At 68.1% G+C, this 20,355-nt stretch carries 17 protein-coding genes; 9 read left to right on the forward strand and 8 right to left on the reverse strand.

The genetic code is table 11. The annotated features are described in order from the left end of the window. The first annotated feature begins 178 nt into the window (after positions 1–178). The 8 genes from OG811_RS19895 (at position 179) to OG811_RS19930 (ending at position 11,678) form a co-directional block, all read left to right on the forward strand. On the forward strand, positions 179–1,534 hold the full coding sequence (locus OG811_RS19895) for an ABC transporter substrate-binding protein (RefSeq protein ID WP_406067814.1): 1,356 nt from the start codon (positions 179–181) through the stop codon (positions 1,532–1,534). Then, on the forward strand, positions 1,531–2,502 hold the full coding sequence (locus OG811_RS19900; RefSeq protein ID WP_406067816.1) for a carbohydrate ABC transporter permease: 972 nt from the start codon (positions 1,531–1,533) through the stop codon (positions 2,500–2,502). The genes OG811_RS19895 and OG811_RS19900 overlap by 4 nt, the downstream gene beginning before the upstream one ends. Next, positions 2,499–3,323, forward strand: a complete 825-nt coding sequence (locus OG811_RS19905; protein ID WP_406067818.1) for a carbohydrate ABC transporter permease — start codon at positions 2,499–2,501, stop codon at positions 3,321–3,323. The genes OG811_RS19900 and OG811_RS19905 overlap by 4 nt, the downstream gene beginning before the upstream one ends. Before the next feature lie 3 nt (positions 3,324–3,326). Next, on the forward strand, positions 3,327–4,481 hold the full coding sequence (locus OG811_RS19910; RefSeq protein ID WP_406067819.1) for a serine hydrolase domain-containing protein: 1,155 nt from the start codon (positions 3,327–3,329) through the stop codon (positions 4,479–4,481). 323 nt (positions 4,482–4,804) lie between these two features. Beyond that, entirely contained in the window at positions 4,805–7,252 is a 2,448-nt protein-coding gene (locus tag OG811_RS19915) for a glycoside hydrolase 43 family protein (RefSeq protein WP_406067820.1), read from the forward strand. 239 nt (positions 7,253–7,491) lie between these two features. After that, entirely contained in the window at positions 7,492–9,879 is a 2,388-nt protein-coding gene (locus OG811_RS19920) for a family 43 glycosylhydrolase (protein WP_406067822.1), read from the forward strand. A 27-nt stretch (positions 9,880–9,906) separates the two neighbouring features. Then, positions 9,907–10,539 carry a hypothetical protein gene (locus OG811_RS19925; protein ID WP_406067823.1) on the forward strand — a complete coding sequence of 211 codons (633 nt, stop codon included), beginning with the start codon at positions 9,907–9,909 and terminating at the stop codon, positions 10,537–10,539. Positions 10,540–10,598: 59 nt separating this feature from the next. Beyond that, positions 10,599–11,678, forward strand: coding sequence for a hypothetical protein (locus OG811_RS19930; protein WP_406067825.1), 1,080 nt, complete (start codon positions 10,599–10,601; stop codon positions 11,676–11,678). Positions 11,679–11,752: 74 nt separating this feature from the next. On the opposite strand, the gene OG811_RS19935 is transcribed toward OG811_RS19930, so the two are convergent. After that, complete coding sequence (locus tag OG811_RS19935; RefSeq protein WP_406067826.1) at positions 11,753–13,066, reverse strand: hypothetical protein; 1,314 nt, start codon at positions 13,064–13,066, stop codon at positions 11,753–11,755. 496 nt (positions 13,067–13,562) lie between these two features. Here OG811_RS19935 and OG811_RS19940 point away from each other — a divergent pair, with 496 nt between their 5' ends. Further along, positions 13,563–15,086, forward strand: a complete 1,524-nt coding sequence (locus tag OG811_RS19940; protein WP_406067827.1) for a polysaccharide lyase family 1 protein — start codon at positions 13,563–13,565, stop codon at positions 15,084–15,086. 60 nt (positions 15,087–15,146) lie between these two features. On the opposite strand, the gene sodN is transcribed toward OG811_RS19940, so the two are convergent. From sodN to OG811_RS19975, 7 genes are all read right to left on the reverse strand, one after another. Continuing rightward, entirely contained in the window at positions 15,147–15,551 is a 405-nt protein-coding gene (gene sodN / locus OG811_RS19945; RefSeq protein ID WP_406067829.1) for a superoxide dismutase, Ni, read from the reverse strand. 579 nt (positions 15,552–16,130) lie between these two features. Next, a complete protein-coding gene (locus tag OG811_RS19950; RefSeq protein ID WP_406067830.1) occupies positions 16,131–16,802 on the reverse strand; it encodes an HAD family hydrolase in 672 nt (223 codons plus the stop codon). A gap of 64 nt (positions 16,803–16,866) precedes the next feature. After that, complete coding sequence (locus tag OG811_RS19955; RefSeq protein ID WP_406067832.1) at positions 16,867–17,673, reverse strand: inositol monophosphatase family protein; 807 nt, start codon at positions 17,671–17,673, stop codon at positions 16,867–16,869. 21 nt (positions 17,674–17,694) lie between these two features. After that, positions 17,695–18,144, reverse strand: a complete 450-nt coding sequence (locus OG811_RS19960) for an iron chaperone (protein WP_406067833.1) — start codon at positions 18,142–18,144, stop codon at positions 17,695–17,697. 247 nt (positions 18,145–18,391) lie between these two features. Next, positions 18,392–19,108 (reverse strand): NADPH-dependent F420 reductase, encoded by a 717-nt coding sequence (locus OG811_RS19965; RefSeq protein ID WP_406067835.1) that lies wholly within the window; start codon positions 19,106–19,108, stop codon positions 18,392–18,394. Positions 19,109–19,146: 38 nt separating this feature from the next. Further along, the gene (locus OG811_RS19970) at positions 19,147–20,178 is read right to left on the reverse strand and encodes an LLM class flavin-dependent oxidoreductase (protein ID WP_406067837.1); all 1,032 of its coding nucleotides are present in this window, start codon (positions 20,176–20,178) and stop codon (positions 19,147–19,149) included. Further along, on the reverse strand, positions 20,171–20,344 hold the full coding sequence (locus tag OG811_RS19975) for a hypothetical protein (protein ID WP_406067838.1): 174 nt from the start codon (positions 20,342–20,344) through the stop codon (positions 20,171–20,173). The genes OG811_RS19970 and OG811_RS19975 overlap by 8 nt, the downstream gene beginning before the upstream one ends. Positions 20,345–20,355 lie beyond the last annotated feature (11 nt).

Consider the following 20,355-nt stretch of genomic DNA (forward strand, 5'->3'; position numbering starts at 1 on the left):
ATCCAGCGGCGCCTTCGGTGGCCGTGCCGGGTTCGTTGTGTTGACGGTACGGGTGCTGCGCTCGGGCGAATGGTCACGACGTACGTGTCGTGGCTGTCACCCCCGCTGCGCTGGTTTCGGTGGAGTCGTCGCGCGACCATGGGTCGCGGGACGCGCGGAGATGTCAAGGAGTCATGAAATGGCAAAATTGCCGACAAAGTTCCCGCGCCGGAGAACGGTGATCCTCGCATCGCTGCTGGCGATCGGGATGACCGCGACAGCCTGCAGTGCGCCGGGGAAGGACCGGTCGTCCAACCCGGAGTCCGACGCCGCCGTCAAGACCGACCTCGGGACCGCTCCGGTCACGCTGGAGATGTACGCCGAGACCGGCTTCCCCCTGGCCAAGGCGTTGGCGGACGAGTTCTCCAAGCAGCACTCGAACGTCACGTTCAACATCCGTGAGGATCAGTTCACGGTGATCGTGGAGAACGCGCCGCGCGTGATGGCGTCGGACAATTCGCCCGACATCATCCGTCTCCCCACCATGGTCGACCTGGTCAAGGACGACCTGCTCAAGAACCTCGACCCGTACTTCACCGCGTACGGCTGGGACAAGTTCCCGGCCTCGCAGCTGATGCAGCTGCGCGTCGGTGACAACACCCGGGGCACCGGATCGCTCTACGGGATGGGGCTCGGCTACAGCGTCACCGGCGTGTTCTACAACAAGAAGCTGGCCACTCAGATCGGCATGACCCAGCCGCCGGCCACCGTCGCCGAGTTTGAGCAACTGCTGGCAAAGGCGAAGACCGCCGGCGTCCAGCCGATCATGCAGTTCAACAAGAACACCGCGGGCATCAACTTCCCGCACCAGGCGCTGCAGAACCAGTTCGGCGACCCGACCCAGGTCGCCGACTGGATCTTCCAGAAGCCGGGCGCCACGTTCGACACCCCGGCCGCTCTGAAGGCGACCCAGGCCATCCAGAAGTGGGCACAGGCCGGCTACTTCCCGAAGGACGCCAACGCGCTGGACTATGCGGGCATGGTGGGGGAGTTCCAGAAGGGCAACGGCCTGTTCATGTTCAACGGCGACTGGGAGTCGGCCAACCTCGACAAGGCGATGTCCGGCAATGTGGGCTTCTTCCTCTTCCCCACCGAGTCCGCCGGCGGCAAGCACGTGGCGATGTCCGCCCCCAACACCTTCGGCGTCTCCGCGAAGGCCAAGAACCCGGACGCCGCCGCCTTCTTCCTGAATTGGGTCCACACCAACGCCAAGGCGCGCGAGATCGCGGTCACGGTCGGGGGCTCCAGCCCGGGCGGCCCGAGTGACCTGCCGGTGCCGGCCGCCGCCCCGAACACCGTCCTGGCGGAGACCCTCAAGGCGTCGCAGCAGCTCGGGGCGGAGAACGGGGCGGTGGACTTCACCGCGAACGCGACCGGTGGCATCTTTGCCGCCGCGATCACGCCGGAACTGCAGAAGCTGGTCGCCGGCCAGCAGACGCCCGAGGGGTACGTGAAGGCGGTCCAGGCCGAGTACGCGAAGGAACTGTCCCGATGACGTCTGCCCTCGGCAGCGCACCAACCGGGCGCGACGATCGGGTGTCGTCAGCGGCTCGTCCCGCCCGTCCCACCCCCGCGCGGGCTCACCGACTTCGGTGGGCCCGCGCGGCCGGGACCGGCTGGTTGTACGTCCTGCCCGCCCTGGTGATGTATGCGGTGTTCGTCCTCCGCCCCCTCGCGTTGACCATTCAATACTCGTTCTATGACTGGAACGGGATCGGGTTGGCCCGCTGGGCGGGCCTGGACAACTACCTCACGGTGTTCACCGACAGCGACCTGCTGAAAATCATCGGCAACGCGGTCATCCTGATCATCTTCTTCAGCTTCATCCCCGTCGCGCTCGGTCTGTTGGTGGCGAGCATGGTTCGCCGGATCACCACCGGCGCGTTCGGGACCGTCGTCCGGACCATCCTGTTCCTGCCGCAGGTCATCCCTCTGGTGGCGGCCGGCATCGCGTGGAGCTGGTTGCTCTCGTCGAACGGCCTGATCAATCAGGTACTGCGCGCGGTGGGCCTGGGCGGCGTGGCCCGTGCGTGGCTCGGCGACTTCGACACGGCGCTGCCTGCCGTGGGTGTGATCGGGGCCTGGGTCCTGCTCGGCCTCTGCACGATCCTGCTGGTCACCGGTATGAGCAAGATCGATCCGGCGCTCTACGAGGCCGCTCGCCTGGACGGTGCCGGGCCGGTGCGCGAGTTCCTCGCCGTCACCCTGCCCAGCCTGCGCCAGGAGATCGGGGTCTGTCTCACCGTGACGATCATCGCCGCCCTGGCCAGCTTCGACATCGTCTACATCTCCACCAGCGGCGGCCCCGGCCTCCAGACCACCGTGCCCGGCCTGGAGATCTACCGACTGGCCTTCTCGCAGCGTCAGGTCGGGCTCGCCTCGGCGCTCGCCGTCGTGCTCATGCTGCTGGTGCTGGCCTGCGTGCTGCCGATCCAGCGACTCACCCGAGGGGAGAAGCCGTGAACCTGAGCCGACGTGAACAGGTGACCGGCCGGGTCTTCCTGATCGTCCTGATCCTCGTCACCCTGCTGCCGTTCGTGAGCATGCTCTCGGCGGCGTTGCAGCCCCGCGGCACCGTGCCCAGCGGCTTGGCCTGGCCGTCCGACCCGCAATGGGGAAACTTCGCCGACGCTTTCACGGCCGCCAACATGGGTGCGCTGCTGCGCTCCAGCCTGCTCATCGTGGCCGGTGTCGTGCCGGTGTCGGTGCTCATCGCCACCATGGCCGGGTTCGGGCTCGGTCAGCTGCGGGTGCCCGGCGGCCGACTCGTCTTCGGTCTTCTCCTGCTCGGGCTGACCCTGCCCTTCGAGGCCGTGGTCACCCCGCTCTACTACCAGATGCAGGATTTCGGCCTGCTCAACACCCGCTGGGCCATCATCCTGCCGCTGATCGGCCTGTACATGCCGTTCGCGGTGTTCTGGATGCGGGCGCACTTCACCAATGTGCCGGTTGAGTTGTCCGAGGCGGCCCGGGTGGACGGCAGCAGCACGTGGCAGCTGTTCTGGCGGGTCCAGGTGCCACTCGCCCGGCCGGCGATCGCCTCGCTGACGATTCTCATGTTCCTCTGGACATGGAACCAGTTCCTCCTCGCCATCGTCCTCGTCGACGACGCCACCAAACGCACCATGGCCGGGGCGCTCGGGGCATTCCAGGGCCAGTGGGGCACCGATCTGGTGCTGCTGTGCGCCGGGTCGCTGCTGATCCTCACCCCCACCCTCATCGTGTTCCTGATCTTCCAGCGACAGTTCATCAAGGCCCTGATCCAGGGATCAGTGAAGGGGTAGGCAGTGGTTACACAGCCGCAGATCCACGGCGACGTCGACGAACGCTACGGGCCCGTCGCCGACGTCTTCCGCGACAACTTCACCTCTGGGGGAGAGGTCGGCGCCGCGGTCACCGTCTACGTACGGGGCCGCAAGGTCGTCGACCTGTACGGCGGGGTCGCCGACACCCGCACCGGGCGGCCCTGGGACGCGCACACGTCGGTCGTCGTCTTCTCCTGCACCAAGGGAATCCTGGCGATCTGCGCCTACCTGCTGGTCCAGCAGGGCCGGCTCGACCTCGACGCTCCCGTGACGCGCTACTGGCCGGAGTTCGGACAGCACGGCAAGGCAGACATCCCCGTCCGCTGGCTGCTCACGCACCAGGCCGGCCTGCCCGCGCTGGACCGACCCCTGACCCTTGACGAGGTCCTGGCCTGGGACCCGGTCATCACAGCGATCGAGGCGCAGGCCCCGTTGTGGCAGCCGGGTACCGCGCACGGCTACCACTCAATGACCTACGGGTGGCTGGTCGGAGAGGTGATCCGCCGCATCACCGGCCAACTACCCGGCGCGTTCTTCCGCGACACCGTGGCGGACCCGCTCGGCCTGCACACCTGGCTCGGGCTCCCCGCCGCCGAGAGCGACACCGTCGCATGGGGCCTGGCGCCACCTCCGGACGCCGACCCGTTCGTGGACCCGGTCGCCGAACGAGGAATCACCATGGGTGGCGCCTTCGCCTTTCCCGCCGACAGCGATGGCCTGGTCAGTTTCAACGACCCCGCCATCCGGGCCGCCGGCGTCCCCGGCGCGGGCGCGGTGAGCACCGCGGAGGGCCTGGCCCGCCTCTATGCGGCCTGCGTGTCCGACATCCAGGGCGGGCCTCTGCTCACGGCCGCGTCGGTGGACGACGCGGTCGTCGTCCGTTCGCGGGGACAGCAGCGACATGGGCCGCCGGACACCGGGCAGCGCTGGGGCAGCGGCTTTCTGCTGCACTCGCCGCCGGCCCGGCCACTGCTCGGTGAGCGCAGCTTCGGCCACGATGGCGCCGGCGGGAACCTGGCCTTCGCTGACGCCCAGCATCAGGTGGGGTTCGGCTACGTGGTCAACCAGATGCGTGGAATGGGCGACGAGCGCTCCAATCGGCTCACTGCCGCCGTCGGCGCCTGCCTCGACGCCTGAGGCGGCCGGCCCCCGTCGATCGCACCGCGCTCGGCTCCCCGGTGTCGCCCTGGCGATACCGGGGAGCCTGCCGTGGTCGGGAGACCGCCCATCGTTGGCTCCCGACCACGCACTCGTGGCATGGCGTGACTGTCCACTGTGGTGTGCCGAAGGTGTTACGGGGACACTTCGGGCACGTTTCATCGATTGCCTTGACAGGCGTTGTTAGCGATAACACTATGGCCTTCACGCCGCTCTCGCGTTTGGAGCTCGCCTTGGTCGTGTCGGTCCGCTCGCGTGTTGTCAACCCTCGCCGCGCATTCGCTCTGAACAGCCTCAACGCAGTGACCCACCGCGTCGTCGGCACGATGTCGAGGATCGCCTCCACGATGCAGCCGCGTCGGTCCAATCCACTGTGCACGTTCGCATCGGTTGCCTTGCTGCTCGGCGCCAGCCTGGTCGCTACGCCCGCCGTCGCGCACGCCGCCGAGGCCTGGTCGCCCCGACCGTCATACACCTCGACCGACACCGGCGCCGGCACGTACTCGGTGCCGCTGCTCAACGCCGACGTGCCGGACATCAGCGTGGAGCGCGTACCGGCCGCCGAGAACGACGAGGGCCGGGACATCTACTACATGATCAGCACGACGATGCACCTGAGCCCGGGTGCGCCGATCATGAAGTCGTACGACCTCGTCAACTGGGAGATCGTCAACTACGTCTTCGACCGGGCGAGCATCGGCGACTCCTTCTCGCTGCGCAACGGCCAGAACTCGTACGGCCAGGGCCAGTGGGCATCGTCGCTGCGCTACCACGACGGCATGTTCTACGTCGCCTTCAACACCAACAACCTCAATGGCGCCTACCTCTACCGCACCGACGACATCGAGAACGGCACCTGGCAGCGCACGGCTCTCGGCCGTGGCCTGCACGATCCGTCGCTCTTCTTCGACGTCGACGGCACGCCGTACATCTTCTACGGCTCCGGCGGCACGAGCGCCGTCCGCCTCAACGCCGATCTGACCGCCATCGCGCAGGACTACCCGAACATCTTCACGGCGAGCAACTACGCCGGGCAGCCGTTCATCGGCGGTCTGTTCGAGGGCGCGCAGTTCTACCACATCGACGGCTGGTACTACGCCGTCATCATCACCTGGCCGTCCGGGCAGGGCCGCCAGGTCGTCATGCTGCGCTCCAAGGAGCTGCTCGGGCGTTACACCTCCGCCGGTGGGGTGAACACCTACGAGGCGCGCGGTGTGCTCAACTCGAACGGCTTCGCGCAGGGCAGCCTGGTGCCGATCAGCCGCGAGGACGGCCGGACCGACTGGCACGGCATGTTCTTCCGCGACACGTTCCCCATCGGGCGGGTCCCGGCGCTCATCCCCGCCGTCTGGCGGGACGGGTGGCCGACCTTCGGCACCAACGGGGTCGTGCCGGTCAACGGCCTGTTCGACAAGCCGATCCAGCTCAGCCCGGCCGAAGAGGTGTTCGAGCGCCAGAAGGGCATCGTCGCCTCGGACGACTTCGCCAACGACGCGCCGCACAAGGCCTACCAGGACGAGCAGTGGACGATCCCGGCGCCGCTCGACGAGGCCGAGATCGCCCCCAACGGGTCGCGGTTGGACCTGGCGTGGGAATGGAACCACGCCCCCGACAACCGGTACTGGTCACTCACCGACCGGGACGGATGGCTGCGGTTGACGGCCGGCAAGGTGGTCACCGGTCAGTACATCTACACGAAGCTGTCCAACCGGGCCGAGCTGGCCTGGTTCGAGGAGGCCCGCAACACGCTCTCGCAGCGGACGTTCGGGCCACGACAGTCGGTGGAGACCCGGATGGACATCTCCGCGATGAAGAACGGGGACGTCGCCGGCCTGGCCGCCTACAACCGCGGATTCTCGTACGTGGCGGTCAAGCGCGTCGGTGGTGTCAACACCGTGGGCGTGGTCAACCGGTCGCAGCCGTTCGCGGTCGACCTCGACCAGTCCACGCTGGAGACCTTCGTGGCGGGCACGACCGTGGCCCTGGGTGACGCGACCGAGGTGCACGTGAAGGCGGACCTCGACTTCTCCTCGCCGGTCGGCCAGTTGTGGACGACGTTCTACTACAGCCTGGACGGGTTGGCGTGGACCCGACTGGGCAACCGTGTCGGTCCGCAGTCGCTGGACGGCAGCCTCGCGCACTTCATGGGTCACCGGGTAGGCCTGTTCAACTACGCGACGCAGGAGACCGGCGGGCGGGTCGACTTCGACAACTACCTGCTCAGCGACACACTGACCGCACAGTCCCGCCCGCTGGACACCAGCGCCCTCGAAGCGGCCATCGCGTACGCCGGGACGCTCGACCCGCGCCACTACCCAGCCGACGCCTGGGCCGCGGCACAGTCCGCGCTCGCGGCGGCGACGTCGGCACGGGCCGGACAGTTCGGCACCCAGAACCAGATCGACGCACCGGAGCGGGCACTCAGCTACCAACTGGCCCGGCTCGGCGTGCTCGCGGCGTTACCCGGCACGGTCAGCGTTCAGACGCGGTGCCTGGGTGGCAAGGCGTACGTGGCGGTGCAGGCGCGCAACGACCATGACGCGCCGGTGGGTGTCACTCTTCAGACGCCGTACGGGGAGCGGTCGTTCGCGGCTGTCGCACCGGGCGCGAGTGCCTACCAGTCGTTCAACACGCGCGCCTCGTCTGTCCCGGCCGGTACGGCGACGGTCCGGGTGACCGGGTCGATCGGCGGCAGGGCCGTGATGACCGAACACACCGCGCAGCACCCCGCCGTCTCCTGCGGCGGATAACCCCACCACAAGTCCTCGGCTCACCGGTCGCCGCTGTCGGCGTCCGGTACGGGCGGCGTAGTACAGCGGACCTGTCCTGCGCCGCCGGCCGTGGTCGAGCCGGTGCAGGTGACCGACCCGACGTCAGCCTGCCCGAGGACGCACCTCCACTGATCCCCGCACACCGATGACCGCATGTCAGAGATGAAGGAGGATGTCTCGTGGAAGAACGAAGGCGACGGGTGACCCGAGGACGGGTCGTGGTGATCGCGACGGTCGGTCTGATGCTGGCCGCCGGGTTCGGAGCCGGGCCGGCACCCGCCCAGGCCGCCGACACGAATCTCATTGTCAACGGCGGGTTCGAGGAGGGCGTGGCCAACTGGTTCGTCAACAACGGTAACTCCGCCGACGGCGCCCAACTGTCGGCCACGTCGGACGCCTACGCCGGGTCGAGCGCCGCGCTCGTCACCAGCCGGACGACGACCGGATCCGGGCCGATGCAGGACCTCAGCGGCAAGGTGCAGGCCGGCCAGGCCTACACCCTCACGGCCCGCATCAAGTACGAGAACCCGAGCGGACCGGCCACGAAGCAGTTCTTCGCCACGATGCACTACGGCGGTAGCACCTACACCAACCTCGTCAGTGTGACCGCGACGAAGGGCCAGTGGGCGCGGTTCAACGGGACGTTCACGATCCCGGCGGGGCAGAGCGTGTCGACGGCGCGCCTGTTCTTCGAGACCCCGTGGACGAGCACGCCGTCCACCGACCCGGACCTGCACCTCATGGACTTCAAGCTCGACGAGGTGTCGGTGGTCGGCGCCGCGCCGCCCGCGCCGGCGTCGAAGACGATCGAGGTCGTCGGCAAGCTGCCCGGAGAGCACAACCCGTTGATCGGGCACAAGTTCGGCGCCGACGGCTTCGGCTTGGTGCACGACGGCCGGGTGTACATGTACATGACCAACGACACCCAGGGGTACGCCCCGGACCCCGTCACGGGTGTCTCGCCGGGCATCAACTACGGCAACATCAACCAGATCACGGTGATCTCCTCGGAGGACCTCGTGAACTGGACGGACCACGGCGAGATTCAGGTCGCCGGTCCCAACGGGGTGGCACCGTTCACCGGCAACTCGTGGGCGCCGGGCATCACCAAGAAGGTGGTGAACGGTGCGGAGAAGTTCTTCCTCTACTACGCCAACGGCGGCGGCTCCAGCAACGTGATCACGGGCGCGTCGCCGCTCGGTCCGTGGACCAGCGAGCGCACCAGCACGCTGATCGATGGCCGCACCCCCGGTGCCGAGGACGTCGCCTGGAAGTTCGACCCGGCACCGTTCGTGGACGACGACGGCCAGCCGTACCTCTACTTCGGTGGTGGTCCCGCGTCGACGAGCATGCCGCCGGCCGAGCGCTTCAACAACCCGAAGAACATCCGGGCGATCGAGCTCGGCGACAACATGGTCTCGACCGAGGGAACGGCCGCGGTGGTCGACGCCCCGGTCGCCTTCGAGGCGGGCCACGTCTTCAAGCGCGAGGGCAAGTACTACTTCTCGTACTCCTCGCACTTCGGCGGGAACGACTTCGGTGGCAACCAGCCGACGCTTCCCGGCTACCCCGGTGGTGGCCAGATCGGCTACATGATCTCCGACAGCCCGATGTCGTGGCCGAAGGAGACCTACGCCGGCGTGCTCTTCCCGAACCAGTCACAGTTCTTCGGCTCTGGCACCGGTGGCAACAACCACCAGTCGGTGTTCGAGTTCGAGGGCAAGCACTACTTCACCTACCACGCCCCGACGTTGAACAAGCGCATCAACGGGAACACGACCCAGGGTTACCGCAGCCCGCACATCCAGGAGATGGCCTTCAACCCGGACGGCACCGTCCAGCAGGTCGTCGGCACCTACGCCGGCGTGGACCAGGTCCGGAACTTCGATCCGTACCGCGTCTTCGAGGCCGAGACCTTCGGCTGGAGCAAGGGCGTCGCGACCGCGAAGGTCGACGGCAGCTCCCCCCAGTTCGGTGGTGCGGCGCCAAACCTGGTGGTACGTGACATCGACAATGGCGACTGGACGGCGTTGTCGTCGGTGAACTTCGGCGACAACGGCGCGCAGAGCGTGACGGCGAAGGTGCGGGCGCTCGCCGCCGGCGCGCAGATCCAGGTACGGCTGGACGACGTCGCCGGTCCCGTCGTCGGCACGATCCCGGTCGACACGCCGTCCGGCCAATGGGCTGAGGTGACCGCCGAGCTCGAAGGCGTCACCGGCGTGCACGACGTCTACTTCACCTTCACCGGCCCGACGGGTGCCGACCTCTTCGAGATCGACTCCTGGGCCTTCGCCGCAGCAACGGGCCAGCCTGAGCTGCCCGTCACGGTGACCGCGTCGACGCGCTGCCTCGGTGGCAAGGCGTACGTGGCGGTGCAGGCGCGCAACGACCACGACGCGCCGGTTGGCATCACGTTGCAGACGCCGTACGGCGAGCGGTCGTTCGCGGCTGTCGCGCCGGGCGCGAGTGCCTACCAGTCGTTCAACACGCGTGCGTCGTCTGCCCCGGCGGGGTCGGCGACGGTGCGGGTGACCGGGGCGATCGGCGGCACGGACGTGACGACCGTACGCACCGTCGAGTATCCCGCCAGCGCGTGCGGCGGATAACCCTTCATGGATGAGAACGGAGATCACATGAACAACGACAAACGGCGGCGGATGCTCGCGGCCTGCGCTGTCGGCGCGGTTCTGGTCGGGGCTGCGGTGCTGCCGTCGCCCGCCATGGCCGAGCCCGGCGACGACGCCAGCGTGCGGGTCACGGTCGACATCGACGAGATCAGGGAACCGGGCGTACTCGCCCTGTCGATCGCCGGCGACGCCGTCGCGCTGTCCGAGGACGGCTCGACCCTGCTGGTCCGCCAGTTCGTCGGTACGCTGCCGACGGTGACGGTCACCGACACCCGCGTCGCCGACGAGGTGCCCGACGGTGCCAGCTGGGCGGTGCTCGGCAGTGCGACCGACTTCGCGGGCAGCTCCGGCCAGGCGCCGATCACCGCCGACCACTTCGGCTGGAAGCCGCGCCTGATCGACGGCGGGGACACCGGCCTGGTCACCGAGGGCGAGGAGGTTGTGACCATTCTGGACGAGGAGACCTCCCCGGGCAACAACGTCGGTCTTGTCGACCAGGAGCTGTTGGTCTCGGCCTTCGACTCCAAAGCCGTCGTCAGCGACTCGTACTCTGTGAACGCTGACCTGTATCTGCGGACCCCGGCGGAGGTCGTCGCCGGCGAGTACAGCTCCACGCTCACGCTCTCACTGTTCGAGTAGTGGCTTGGCGGGGGCCTGGAGACAGGCCCCCGCCAGCCCAGTCCCGAAGGGCCGTCGTCATGACCGTCACCCCGCTGCGCCGGGCGCTCACCGTCCTCGCCGTCGCGGCCCTCACGGTGGCGACCGCGCCGACCGTGGCGGCGGCGGCGGAACCGGACCCGAAGGCCCTGACCTGGACGGTTCAGCCGGCCACCCCGAGCGGGCCGGACCAACGCCGGTGGATCAACGCCAGCCTCGACCCGGGGGCGGCCGTGACCGAGCACCTGGCGGTCCGAAACTTCAGCCGCAACGCTGTGGCCTTCTCCCTGAAGGCCGCCGATGGCTACCTCACCGACAAGGGCCGCTTCAACATGCTGTCGTCCGACCGTACCTCGGTCGACGGTGGCACCTGGATCGACGTGCAGGAGAGGGTCACCGTCGGCCCCAACGAGACGAGGGTTGTGCCGTTCACGATCACGGTGCCCAAGGGCGCCACGCCCGGCGACCACCCGGCCGGCATCGCCGCGACCGTCACCAGCACCGGAGGTACGGTCAGCGTCGAGAGCCGAGTGGGGTTCCGGGTCATGGTGCGGGTCAACGGAAGCGTTCAGGCGGCTCTGCCCGTCCGGGGCCTCACTGCGGCGTACACGCCGTCGTGGAATCCCTTCGCCAGTGGCACGGTTCGGGTCCGCTACACCGTCGAGAACGACGGCAACGTCTGGGTCAGCGGAACGAGCCGCGTGGCGGTGTCGGACCTCTTCGGGCGGACCAGCCACGACGCCACCAGCGCTGTCGAGGAACTGCTCCCGGGCGGCAGCCGGAAGGTGGAGACCCGTGCCGACGGCGTCTGGGCGTTGGGACGACTACGCACGACGGTCACCACGTCCCCGGCCCTGCTCGGCGACGGCCAGGCCGGGGCAGACCTCCGACCGGCCTCCGCCACCGTCACCACCTGGGTCGTGCCGTGGGCACAGCTCGCGCTGCTGGGTCTTCTCGCCGTACTGCTCATCGGCCTGCGGGCGGCGACCCGGCACCGCCGGCGTCGGCTGGCCGGGCTGCTCGCCCGCGCCCGGCAGGAGGGCCGGCAGGAGGGCGAGGAGTCCGTGCTCGTGGGGAGTGCGCCCGCCGGTGAGCCCGACTCGGGCGACGCTCGCCGGTGACCCGCCGGCGCGATGAGATCGCGCTGGCGGATCGTGGCGATGCGTCGCCCGGCCCCACACCGTGTGCCGCGGCGTCAGGGCTTCGTCTGGTTGAGCAGCCAGCGGAGGATGCTGCTGTCCTCGTAGGTCGGGCCGAACGCCGCGTGGTAGTCCGGCAACGAGAACGCTCCGTCGGCGTACTCGGTGTAGCGAACGAGGTCAGCGGCCTGCTCCGGGCTCTTGCCCCGGGCCTCGTACGCCTGCCGCAGCAGCGCCGTGGAGTTCCGCGCGCCCGAGACGTTGAGCAGGTGATCGTGCTCGCCGTGCGTGATCCAGACCGGCACCTCGGCCGTCGCGATGGCGGTTGCCTGCGTGGCGTTGACCGGGAAGCCGCCGGTCACCAGGCCACCGGCGAACAGGTCCGGCCGCTTGGCGAACGCCGCCCACAGCAGTTGGGAGCCGTACGACACCGTGGTCGCGTACACCCGGTCGGTGTCCACGGCGAACTGGCCGACGAACTGGTCGAGCAGCTTGATCAGCAGGTCGGCCTCGGCGGCCCCACCGACACGCTGGTGCTGGGGCGCCAGGACGATCACGTCCTCGGAGGTGCCGGTCCAGCGTGGTTGGAGCCATGCGGTCGCCGGAATGTCGGCGGCGAGTTGGACACCGAGATTGTCGCCGTCCCAGCCCATCCCGTGGCCGGGGAGAACGACCATGAGCGGGTACTTGCGGCCGGGTTGGTAGTTCTTCGGCAGGTGGTAGTGGTAGGGCAGCACCATCCCGCCGCTCAGGAATGAGCCGTAGGTGAACTCGTCGACCAGTTGGTTGACGGGCTTCTCGGTGACCGGACGGGACTCGCGCGGGGTGGCTCTGGCGAGCACCGGCCCCTTGCCGGACCCGTGGCCGGGCTGGCCGTGAACGTCCTTGCGTTGCACCACCCGGGTCGGCAGCTCGGGATTCACCTTGACGGTGCAGAGAAAGGTCGGGCACTTGGAGACCATGACCGTCGAGCCGCCCGTGTCGGCGGGGTCGAGCTCGACGATGACGTACCGGCCCGGTGCCGACCGATGGTCGGTACGCGTGCCCGGCACGCCGTTGGTGTAGGTGTGTGTGATCCGCCGGTCGGCGAGCTTCGGCAGATCCTCGATGGGGTTGAATCGGAAGTTGTAGATGGTGTCGGTCACCGAGAACGTGGCGGTGTCGAGGGTGCGGGGATTGACCGCCGCGCCGTACTCGATCGCCACCGCGGAGACCTTCTGACCGTACGTGTAGACGGTGGTGATCGGGGTGATGCTGCGGATGCTGTCCTCAGTGCCCCGGCTGCCGTTCGCGCTGCCGTAGGCCGTGCCGGAGGCGCCAGCCAGAACGAGGGCGGCGACGAGCGGAGCCAGACCTTTTCGCAGTCTCATGCGAGTCCTTTCTCGGGATGGTGCGCTCAGTCAGCGATCTCGGGGGAAGGGGCGAGGCGGTCGCTAAACTGATTTAGCAGAGCATCGATGGTGGGTCCGGCCGTGTCAATACCGAACCTGCGACAGGCCGGGAGCCGGGTGCGCGGGTCCTCGAACCGCCCTGCCCGGCTTCGGCGGGCTGCGCTGACTGTCCGGTGAGCACTGCAAAAAACCTGCAAGCGCTAACCCTTGCCTTCGGGGAAACCGCTTTCCTACGATTGCGTGGCATCGATGTTTCATTCATGAGCCGGGCGATCGCACATCGAGCAACGCCGCCGGGGACGCGCCGCTTGCGTGGCTCATCCCTGCGCTGACCAGGGCGAGAGAGATGCCGAGGGATCTTCAGCGATTGATTCCCGTCATTTCCTGAGTGGTCGAGAGCGTTTTCGACCGATCAGGCGTGCGGTCGCAAGGACCGCCACAGGCAAAGACCTTTCGAATGCGAAGGTGAGGCGAGATGAGACGACCAGTCGCGTTGCGACTTCAGGCAGCACTGGCCACGGCAGCCGTTGGGATCGCGATCGGGGTGGCCCTGCCGACCCCCCAGGCGTCGGCGGCGGCCGGCAGCGCCACCGGCTACGCCACCCAGAACGGCGGGACCACCGGCGGCGCGGGCGGGCAGACGGTACGGGCCACCACCGGAACCGCGATCCATGCGGCGCTGTGCGGTCGGGCCAGCAGCAGCACCCCGATCACCATCGAGGTCACCGGGACCATCAACCACGGCAACACCAGCAAGGTGTCGGGTTCGAGCTGCAACACCGCGGCGGGCGTGATCGAGCTCAAGCAGATCAGCAACGTCACCATCATCGGCGTCGGCAGCGGAGCCGTCTTCGACCAGCTCGGCATCCACCTCCGCGACTCCAGCAACATCATCATCCAGAACGTGGCCGTCCGAAACGTCAAGAAGTCGGGCTCGCCCATCTCCAACGGTGGGGACGCCATCGGCATGGAGAGCACGGTCCGCAACGTCTGGGTCGACCACGTCACCCTGGAGGCCTCGGGCGGGGAGTCGGAGGGGTATGACGGCCTCTTCGACATGAAGGACAACACCCAGTACGTGACGCTGTCCTACAGCATCCTGCGCAATTCCGGTCGCGGCGGCCTCGTCGGGTCCAGCGAGAGCGACCTCTCGAACGGCTTCATCACGTACCACCACAACCTCTACGAGAACATCGACTCCCGTACGCCGCTGTTGCGCGGCGGGACGGCCCACATCTACAACAACCACTACGTGAGCCTGCACGAGTCCGGCATCAACTCCCGGGCCGGGGCCAAGGCCAAGGTGGAGAACAACTACTTCCGCGACTCCAAGGACGTCCTCGGCACCTTCTACACCAACGAGCGCGGCTACTGGCAGGTCAGCGGCAATGTCTTTGACAACGTGACCTGGTCCACCGCCGGCAGTGAGAACTACCCCGCCGGCCCCAACCCGACGTCCAACACCACCGTCAGCATCCCGTACTCGTACACCCTCGACGGGGCGAGCTGCGTGCCGGACATCGTTCGTCAGACGGTGGGCGCCAACACGGGCCTGAAGGTGTCGAACGGCGGTTGCTCGCCGCAGACCCCACCGCCCACCACCCCGCCGCCCACCACGCCCCCGCCGCCCAGCGGGACCAACCTGAGTCTCGGCGCCGGTGCCGACGGCTCCAGCAAGGCCAGCGGGACGAGTTACGGCAACGTGAAGGACGGCAGCATCAGCACCTACTGGTCGCCGGACGGATCGACCGGCTCCATCTCGATCAAGTGGGGCTCCACCACCCGGGTGTCTCGAGTGATCATCCGTGAGCCGTCGGGAACCCAGGGTTCCATCGGGTCCTGGCAGCTCATCAACCACGACACCGGGGGCGTCCTGGCCTCCGGTAGCGGCGCGGGCTCCATCAGCTTCTCCGCGACGTCGCTGAGCAAAATCACCTTCAAAATCAACAGCTCCAGCGGTACGCCGCGAGTCGGTGAGTTCGAGACCTACGCCAGCTAGCAGCCGGCGCGGGCGGGGGCGGCAGACACTGTCGCTCCCGCCCGCGTGCGCGACGCCATGTCAGCTCTGCTTCGTCTCCCAGAAGATCTTCGAGATCTCCTCGATCTTCTGGAGAAGTCGCTCCGCGACCGCCGGGTCGGCGGCTCCCTTCGCGCCGCCGGCGCCGGCCAGCTTGGTGGCCTCGTTGAAGAGGCCGTGCAGCTGGGGGTACTTCTCGAAATGCGGCGCCTTGAAGTAGTCGGTCCACAGGACCCAGAGGTGGTGCTTGACCAGCTCGGCGCGCTGCTCCTTGATGAGCAGCGATCGGGTCCGGAACTCCGGATCGTTGCTGGCCTGGTACTTCTCAGAGATTGCCTTGATCGACTCGGCCTCGATGCGGGCCTGTGCCGGGTCGTAGACGCCGCAGGGGAGATCGCAGTGTGCGCTCACGACGGTGCGCGGGCGGAGAACGCGTGGCAGGTACATCAGAATCCTTCCGAGAACAGTGCTGAGGTGACGAACTTTTGGGCGTGACAGCGCGGCTGCCGGTCCGTCTCCCGAGCCGCTACTTGATCCACAACAACGCCGTTGCGTTGAGGGCGGGGGTCGGCATGGCAACGTCCTGTGGGGTTGAGATCGGCACCCACGGTGGATCGGCGTGTGTCGAGCGAGGTGTTCCGCGGAGCGGTAGCTCGGCCGCGTGGACGCAGGGACGCGTCTGGTGTCGGAGGAGGGGTAGGCATCCCCGTGTCGCGGCCTTTGCTCTGCTTCAACCCACGCAACACCAGGCGTCCGATATCCGGACACCGGGTGTTGCCTCCGTTGAAGCAGAGCAAAGGAACACCCGAACACCCTCGCCACCAGCCGACGACACACACGAACACCGACAGACCTCCCGCAAGAAGACCCAGAGGTCCCTTCTCACCGCACCAGGGTTGCCACGCCGACCCCCGCCCTTAACGCAACGCGTTGTGATCCACAACGGGACGCTAGGACCTGAACCGTACTTCATGTCAAGAGTCATGCCGTTTGTGAGTTCGCCGGTGGGCGCTGACTCTCGCTCATTCAGCGACTGCTCGCCCGAGCCAGTCGGGTCAGGAGTGTGTCCAGGGATAGGTCAGCAGCGCTGCGCAGCACAAGGTCCGCGGCCGTGAAGCGGGCGTGGTCCGCGTGGGGGTTCGGCACCGCGACGCAGCGAAGCCCAGCGGCCTGTGCCGCCGCCACGCCGTGCGCGGTGTCCTCGAACGCGACCGCCTGATCCGCAGGCAGCCCGAGCCGATTCAGCGCCAACAGGTAGACCGCCGGATCCGGCTTGTGCGCGGGCACTTCCTCGCCGGTGGCCAGCACCTCGAACCGCGCCCGCAGCCCCGCCTGGTCCAGCAGGGCGCCGACGTGTGTGATCGGGGAGCTGCTCGCCACCGCGAGCCGCAGCCCCAGCTCCGTGGCCCGGTCCAACCACCCGACAATGCCGGGCGCGGGCTTCAGTGCCGAGTTCAGTTCGGCGCGGTACGCCATCCGCAGCGCATGGCTGGACGGACGGTCGTAGGCCGGCCCGACGGCCGCTTGGAGCGCCGTGTACCGAGCCTCGTTTGCGTCGCCGCCATGGTCGGCGAAGAAACCTGTCGGGTCGAGCCGCAGGTCGTGCCGCCGCCACTCCCAATGCCAGCTCTGCAGCAGCGTGGTCTCCGTGTCCATCAGCAGACCGTCGAAGTCGAGGATCAGCGCCTTGGTCGTCACAGCGGCCAGTATCCGGTCCTGGCCGCCCCGTGTGCCAGCTGGTCGGGGCGGTCGGGGGCGGGCCTCAATCCCTTTTGGTGCGCTGATTGCGGATGAGAGTCAGCAGGGCGGCATGCGTCCGCTCGTCCGCGGCCACGACGAGTCCGTTCCCACCGGCGTGCAGCGGCTGGCCATCGATCCCGGTGACCACACAACCGGCCGCCTGGCAGAGGGCGATCCCGGCCGCGAAGTGGACGGTGTCGCGCAGGTGGTGGCCATCCGTGATGTAGGCGGCGCGACGACCGGCAGCGACCCAGGCCACGGCCAGGCTGGTGGAGACCACGCGTGGCCGAAACTGTTCGATGAAGCCGTCGTCAGCCAGCAGGTGGGCGGCCAGGAAGACGTTCCTGTTGGGAAACGGCGGGTCAAGATTGACGTCGACCAGCGTCGACCCGGCCGACGGGGCGAGTCGCTCGTCCTCCCCAGCACGCCGGACATACGCGGCGATGCCGTCGGTCCAGAACACCTCATTGCTGAACGGGTCCGCCGAGGCGGCCACGGTGACGTGTGTCCCGGTTCGCAGGGCGACGTTGACGGAGGCCAGCATGGTCCGCGCGGCGTAGTTCAATGTCCCGCACAGCGGGTCGACCAGCCACATCCGTCCGTTGCCGCCGGTGCCTGTCCGCCCGCTCTCCTCAGCCAGCACGACGTCGTCGGGACGCGCCGGGCGCAGGACGTCGAGGATGGCCTTCTCCGCCTCGACGTCGGCGGTGGTGGCGAAGTCGCCAGCGGTCTTCATGAAGCGGGTCAGCGATGATCCGTATTGAGAGCGGACGACTGCGGCTCCGGCTTCCGCCGCCTCGATGGCCAGCGCATGGTCTGCGATCGACATGCACGAACCATAGGAGCCCGTTCAGTAAACTGCAGCCTGCACCAGTTCGATGACCTTCTTCTCCACCGTGGGGCTCCATTTCTGCAGCGCGTACGCCACCGGCCACAGGTCCCCGTCGTCGAGGTTCGCCGCGTCCTGGAAGCCCAGGGTCGAATACCGGTAGTTGAATTTGCCGGAGTCCTGGAAGAACACGACGATCTTGCCGTCCGCGTTCGCGTAGGCGGGCATTCCGTACCAGGTCTTCGGCGACAGATCCGGGGCGGCAGCGGTCACCGCCACGTGGACGCGCTCAGCGAGCGCACGATCCTCCGGCTCCATCTGCGCGATCCTGTCGAGGATCGCCTGCAGCCCGTCGGCCTTCTTGGCACCCTTCCTGCCCTCGGCGCGTAGCTCGGTGGCGCGCTCCTTCATCGCGGCCCGCTCCTCGGGGCTGAAACCGTCGGACTCGGTCGTGGAGGTCTTCGCGGGCATTCTCGGGCTCCCTCTCGTTGTGCGGATCAGGTCCGGCGTGATGTCGGCTACCTGGGGAAAGGCTAGGCCGGACGACACCGTCGGGCTTCTTGATTCCTGATCGGTCCGGGTAGCCCGACGTGACGCGCACAAAACCTCCATGCCCGACCCCAGGCCCCGCGATCTTGCAGTTGCTGCCCCGACGTAGCGAGCATTCCACGCATCTCGACGACCGAAACTGCAAGATCGACGCGGCGCGACGCGGGGTCTACGCCGCCTCGTTCGTTGTCGAGGCTCGGGCAGCGGCGATCGTCCGTCCACGCTCGGACTCGGGAAAGCGGTCGAGCATGGCACGCACCTCGTCGGCGCTCACGTTGGCGCCGAACAACTCGCTGCCCGGTTCGAGCCGGATGCCCTCGGCGAGGAGGCCGGCGACGACCGGATCGAAGCCGAGCGCGTCCACCAGGGTCGCGACCGCGGTGAGATCAATGGCGCTGTCGCCAGCGATCGCGATGGCCTTGCGGCCCGGTGCTCCAGCTGGCCGCGCCTCGTCCTCAAGATCGTGGTAGCCCATGTGGTTGAACGCCTTGACGACGTGGGAGCCGGACAGGAACGCCTGGACGATCTCGCTCGACGAGGTACGCGGGTCGGTGAGGTCGTCACGGATGCCGTCGATCTCCCACCAGTAGTTCATGGCGTCGACGACGAGCTTGCCGTGCAACGCCTCAGCGGGAAGGCTGCGGTACTTGCCTAGCGGAAGGGCGAGGATGACGATGTCGGCGCCAGTGGCAGCGTCAACCGCGGTGGTTGCTGCTGCTCCTGGTGCGAGCACCTCGACGGTGAGGGCGATCTTCGCCGGGTCGCCGGAGCCGGCGACCAGCACCCGATAGCCGGCGGCGACGGCGAGCCGAGCGAGCACCGTGCCCACCTTGCCGGCCCCGAGGACACCGAGGGTCTGGGGCCGGCTCCGGTCGTTGTCGTTCATGACTTCCTTCCGGGACCAAGGGCGTCCGTTAGCGTTGTTCAGCTGGCGAGGATGTCACGGACCATGGGGATCACCTTGGAGCCGTACAGCTCTACCGCCCGCATCCGGGCGCTCACCGGCTGCGCTCCGGCCGAGTAGATGAGGTCGAATCGCCCGACGCCGAGACTGCGGATCGCGCGCGCCATCCGCCGGGCCACGGTTTCCGGTGAGCCGATGTAGAGGGATCCGTTCTCCACCTCGGAGTCGAACTCCTGGCGACGGATCGGCGGCCAACCCCGCAGTTTGCCGATCCGGTTCCGCATGACCCGATAGTGCGGCCAGAACACCTCTTTGGCCTCCTCATCGGTGTCGGCGATGAAGCCTGGCGAGTGCATCCCGACCGGGTGCGCGGTCGTACCGAGCTGATCGGCGGCCCTGCGATAGAGGTCCATGTAGGGCGCGAAGCGTTCGGGAGCACCGCCGATGATGGCGAGCATGAGCGGGAGGCCGTACTGGGCGGTACGCACGACCGACTGCGGCGAGCCTCCCACGCCGACCCAGGTGCTCAGGTGACCCGATTCGGTCTTCGGGAAGACGTCGGCGTTGTCCAGTGGGGCACGCAGGGTGCCGCTCCAGGTGACCGGCTTCTCGTCGAGCAACTTCACGAACAGCTCGATCTTCTCCTCGAACAGCGTGTCGTAGTCGCGCAGGTCGTAACCGAAGAGGGGGAACGACTCGGTGAACGAGCCGCGACCGAGGATGACCTCGGCCCGGCCGTGCGACAGCGCGTCCACGGTGGCGAAGCGCTGGAACACCCGGACCGGGTCGTCCGAACTCAGCACGGTCACCCCGGAGGCCAGCCGGATCCGCGAGGTGCGGGTGGCGATTCCCGCCAGCACCGTTTCCGGCGTCGACACCGAATACTCCGGACGGTGGTGCTCGCCCAGGGCGATGACGTCGACGCCGAGTTCGTCAGCGAGCACCGCCTCGTCGACGACCTGCCGGATCGCCGCAGCGTGAGAAACGAGCTTGCCGGCGTCGTCTTCCGGCACGTCGCCGAAGGTGTCGAGGCCGAACAAGAGGTCAGACATTGGTGGGCTCCTTCGCCAGCAGCTCCCGGACTCGCGGCGCGACCGCACTGCCCAGCAGTTCGATCGTGCGCGCGCGTGCCTCGCGGGGCAGGTGCATGATGTCGTACTTCAGATCGGAGCGGCTCAGCCGCAGGTCGCAGGCGACCGTGGCGATCTTCCGCGCCACCGTCTCGGGTG

It is taken from the genome of Micromonospora sp. NBC_01638 (genome assembly GCF_045209745.1).
Classification (GTDB): Bacteria; Actinomycetota; Actinomycetes; order Mycobacteriales; family Micromonosporaceae; genus Micromonospora.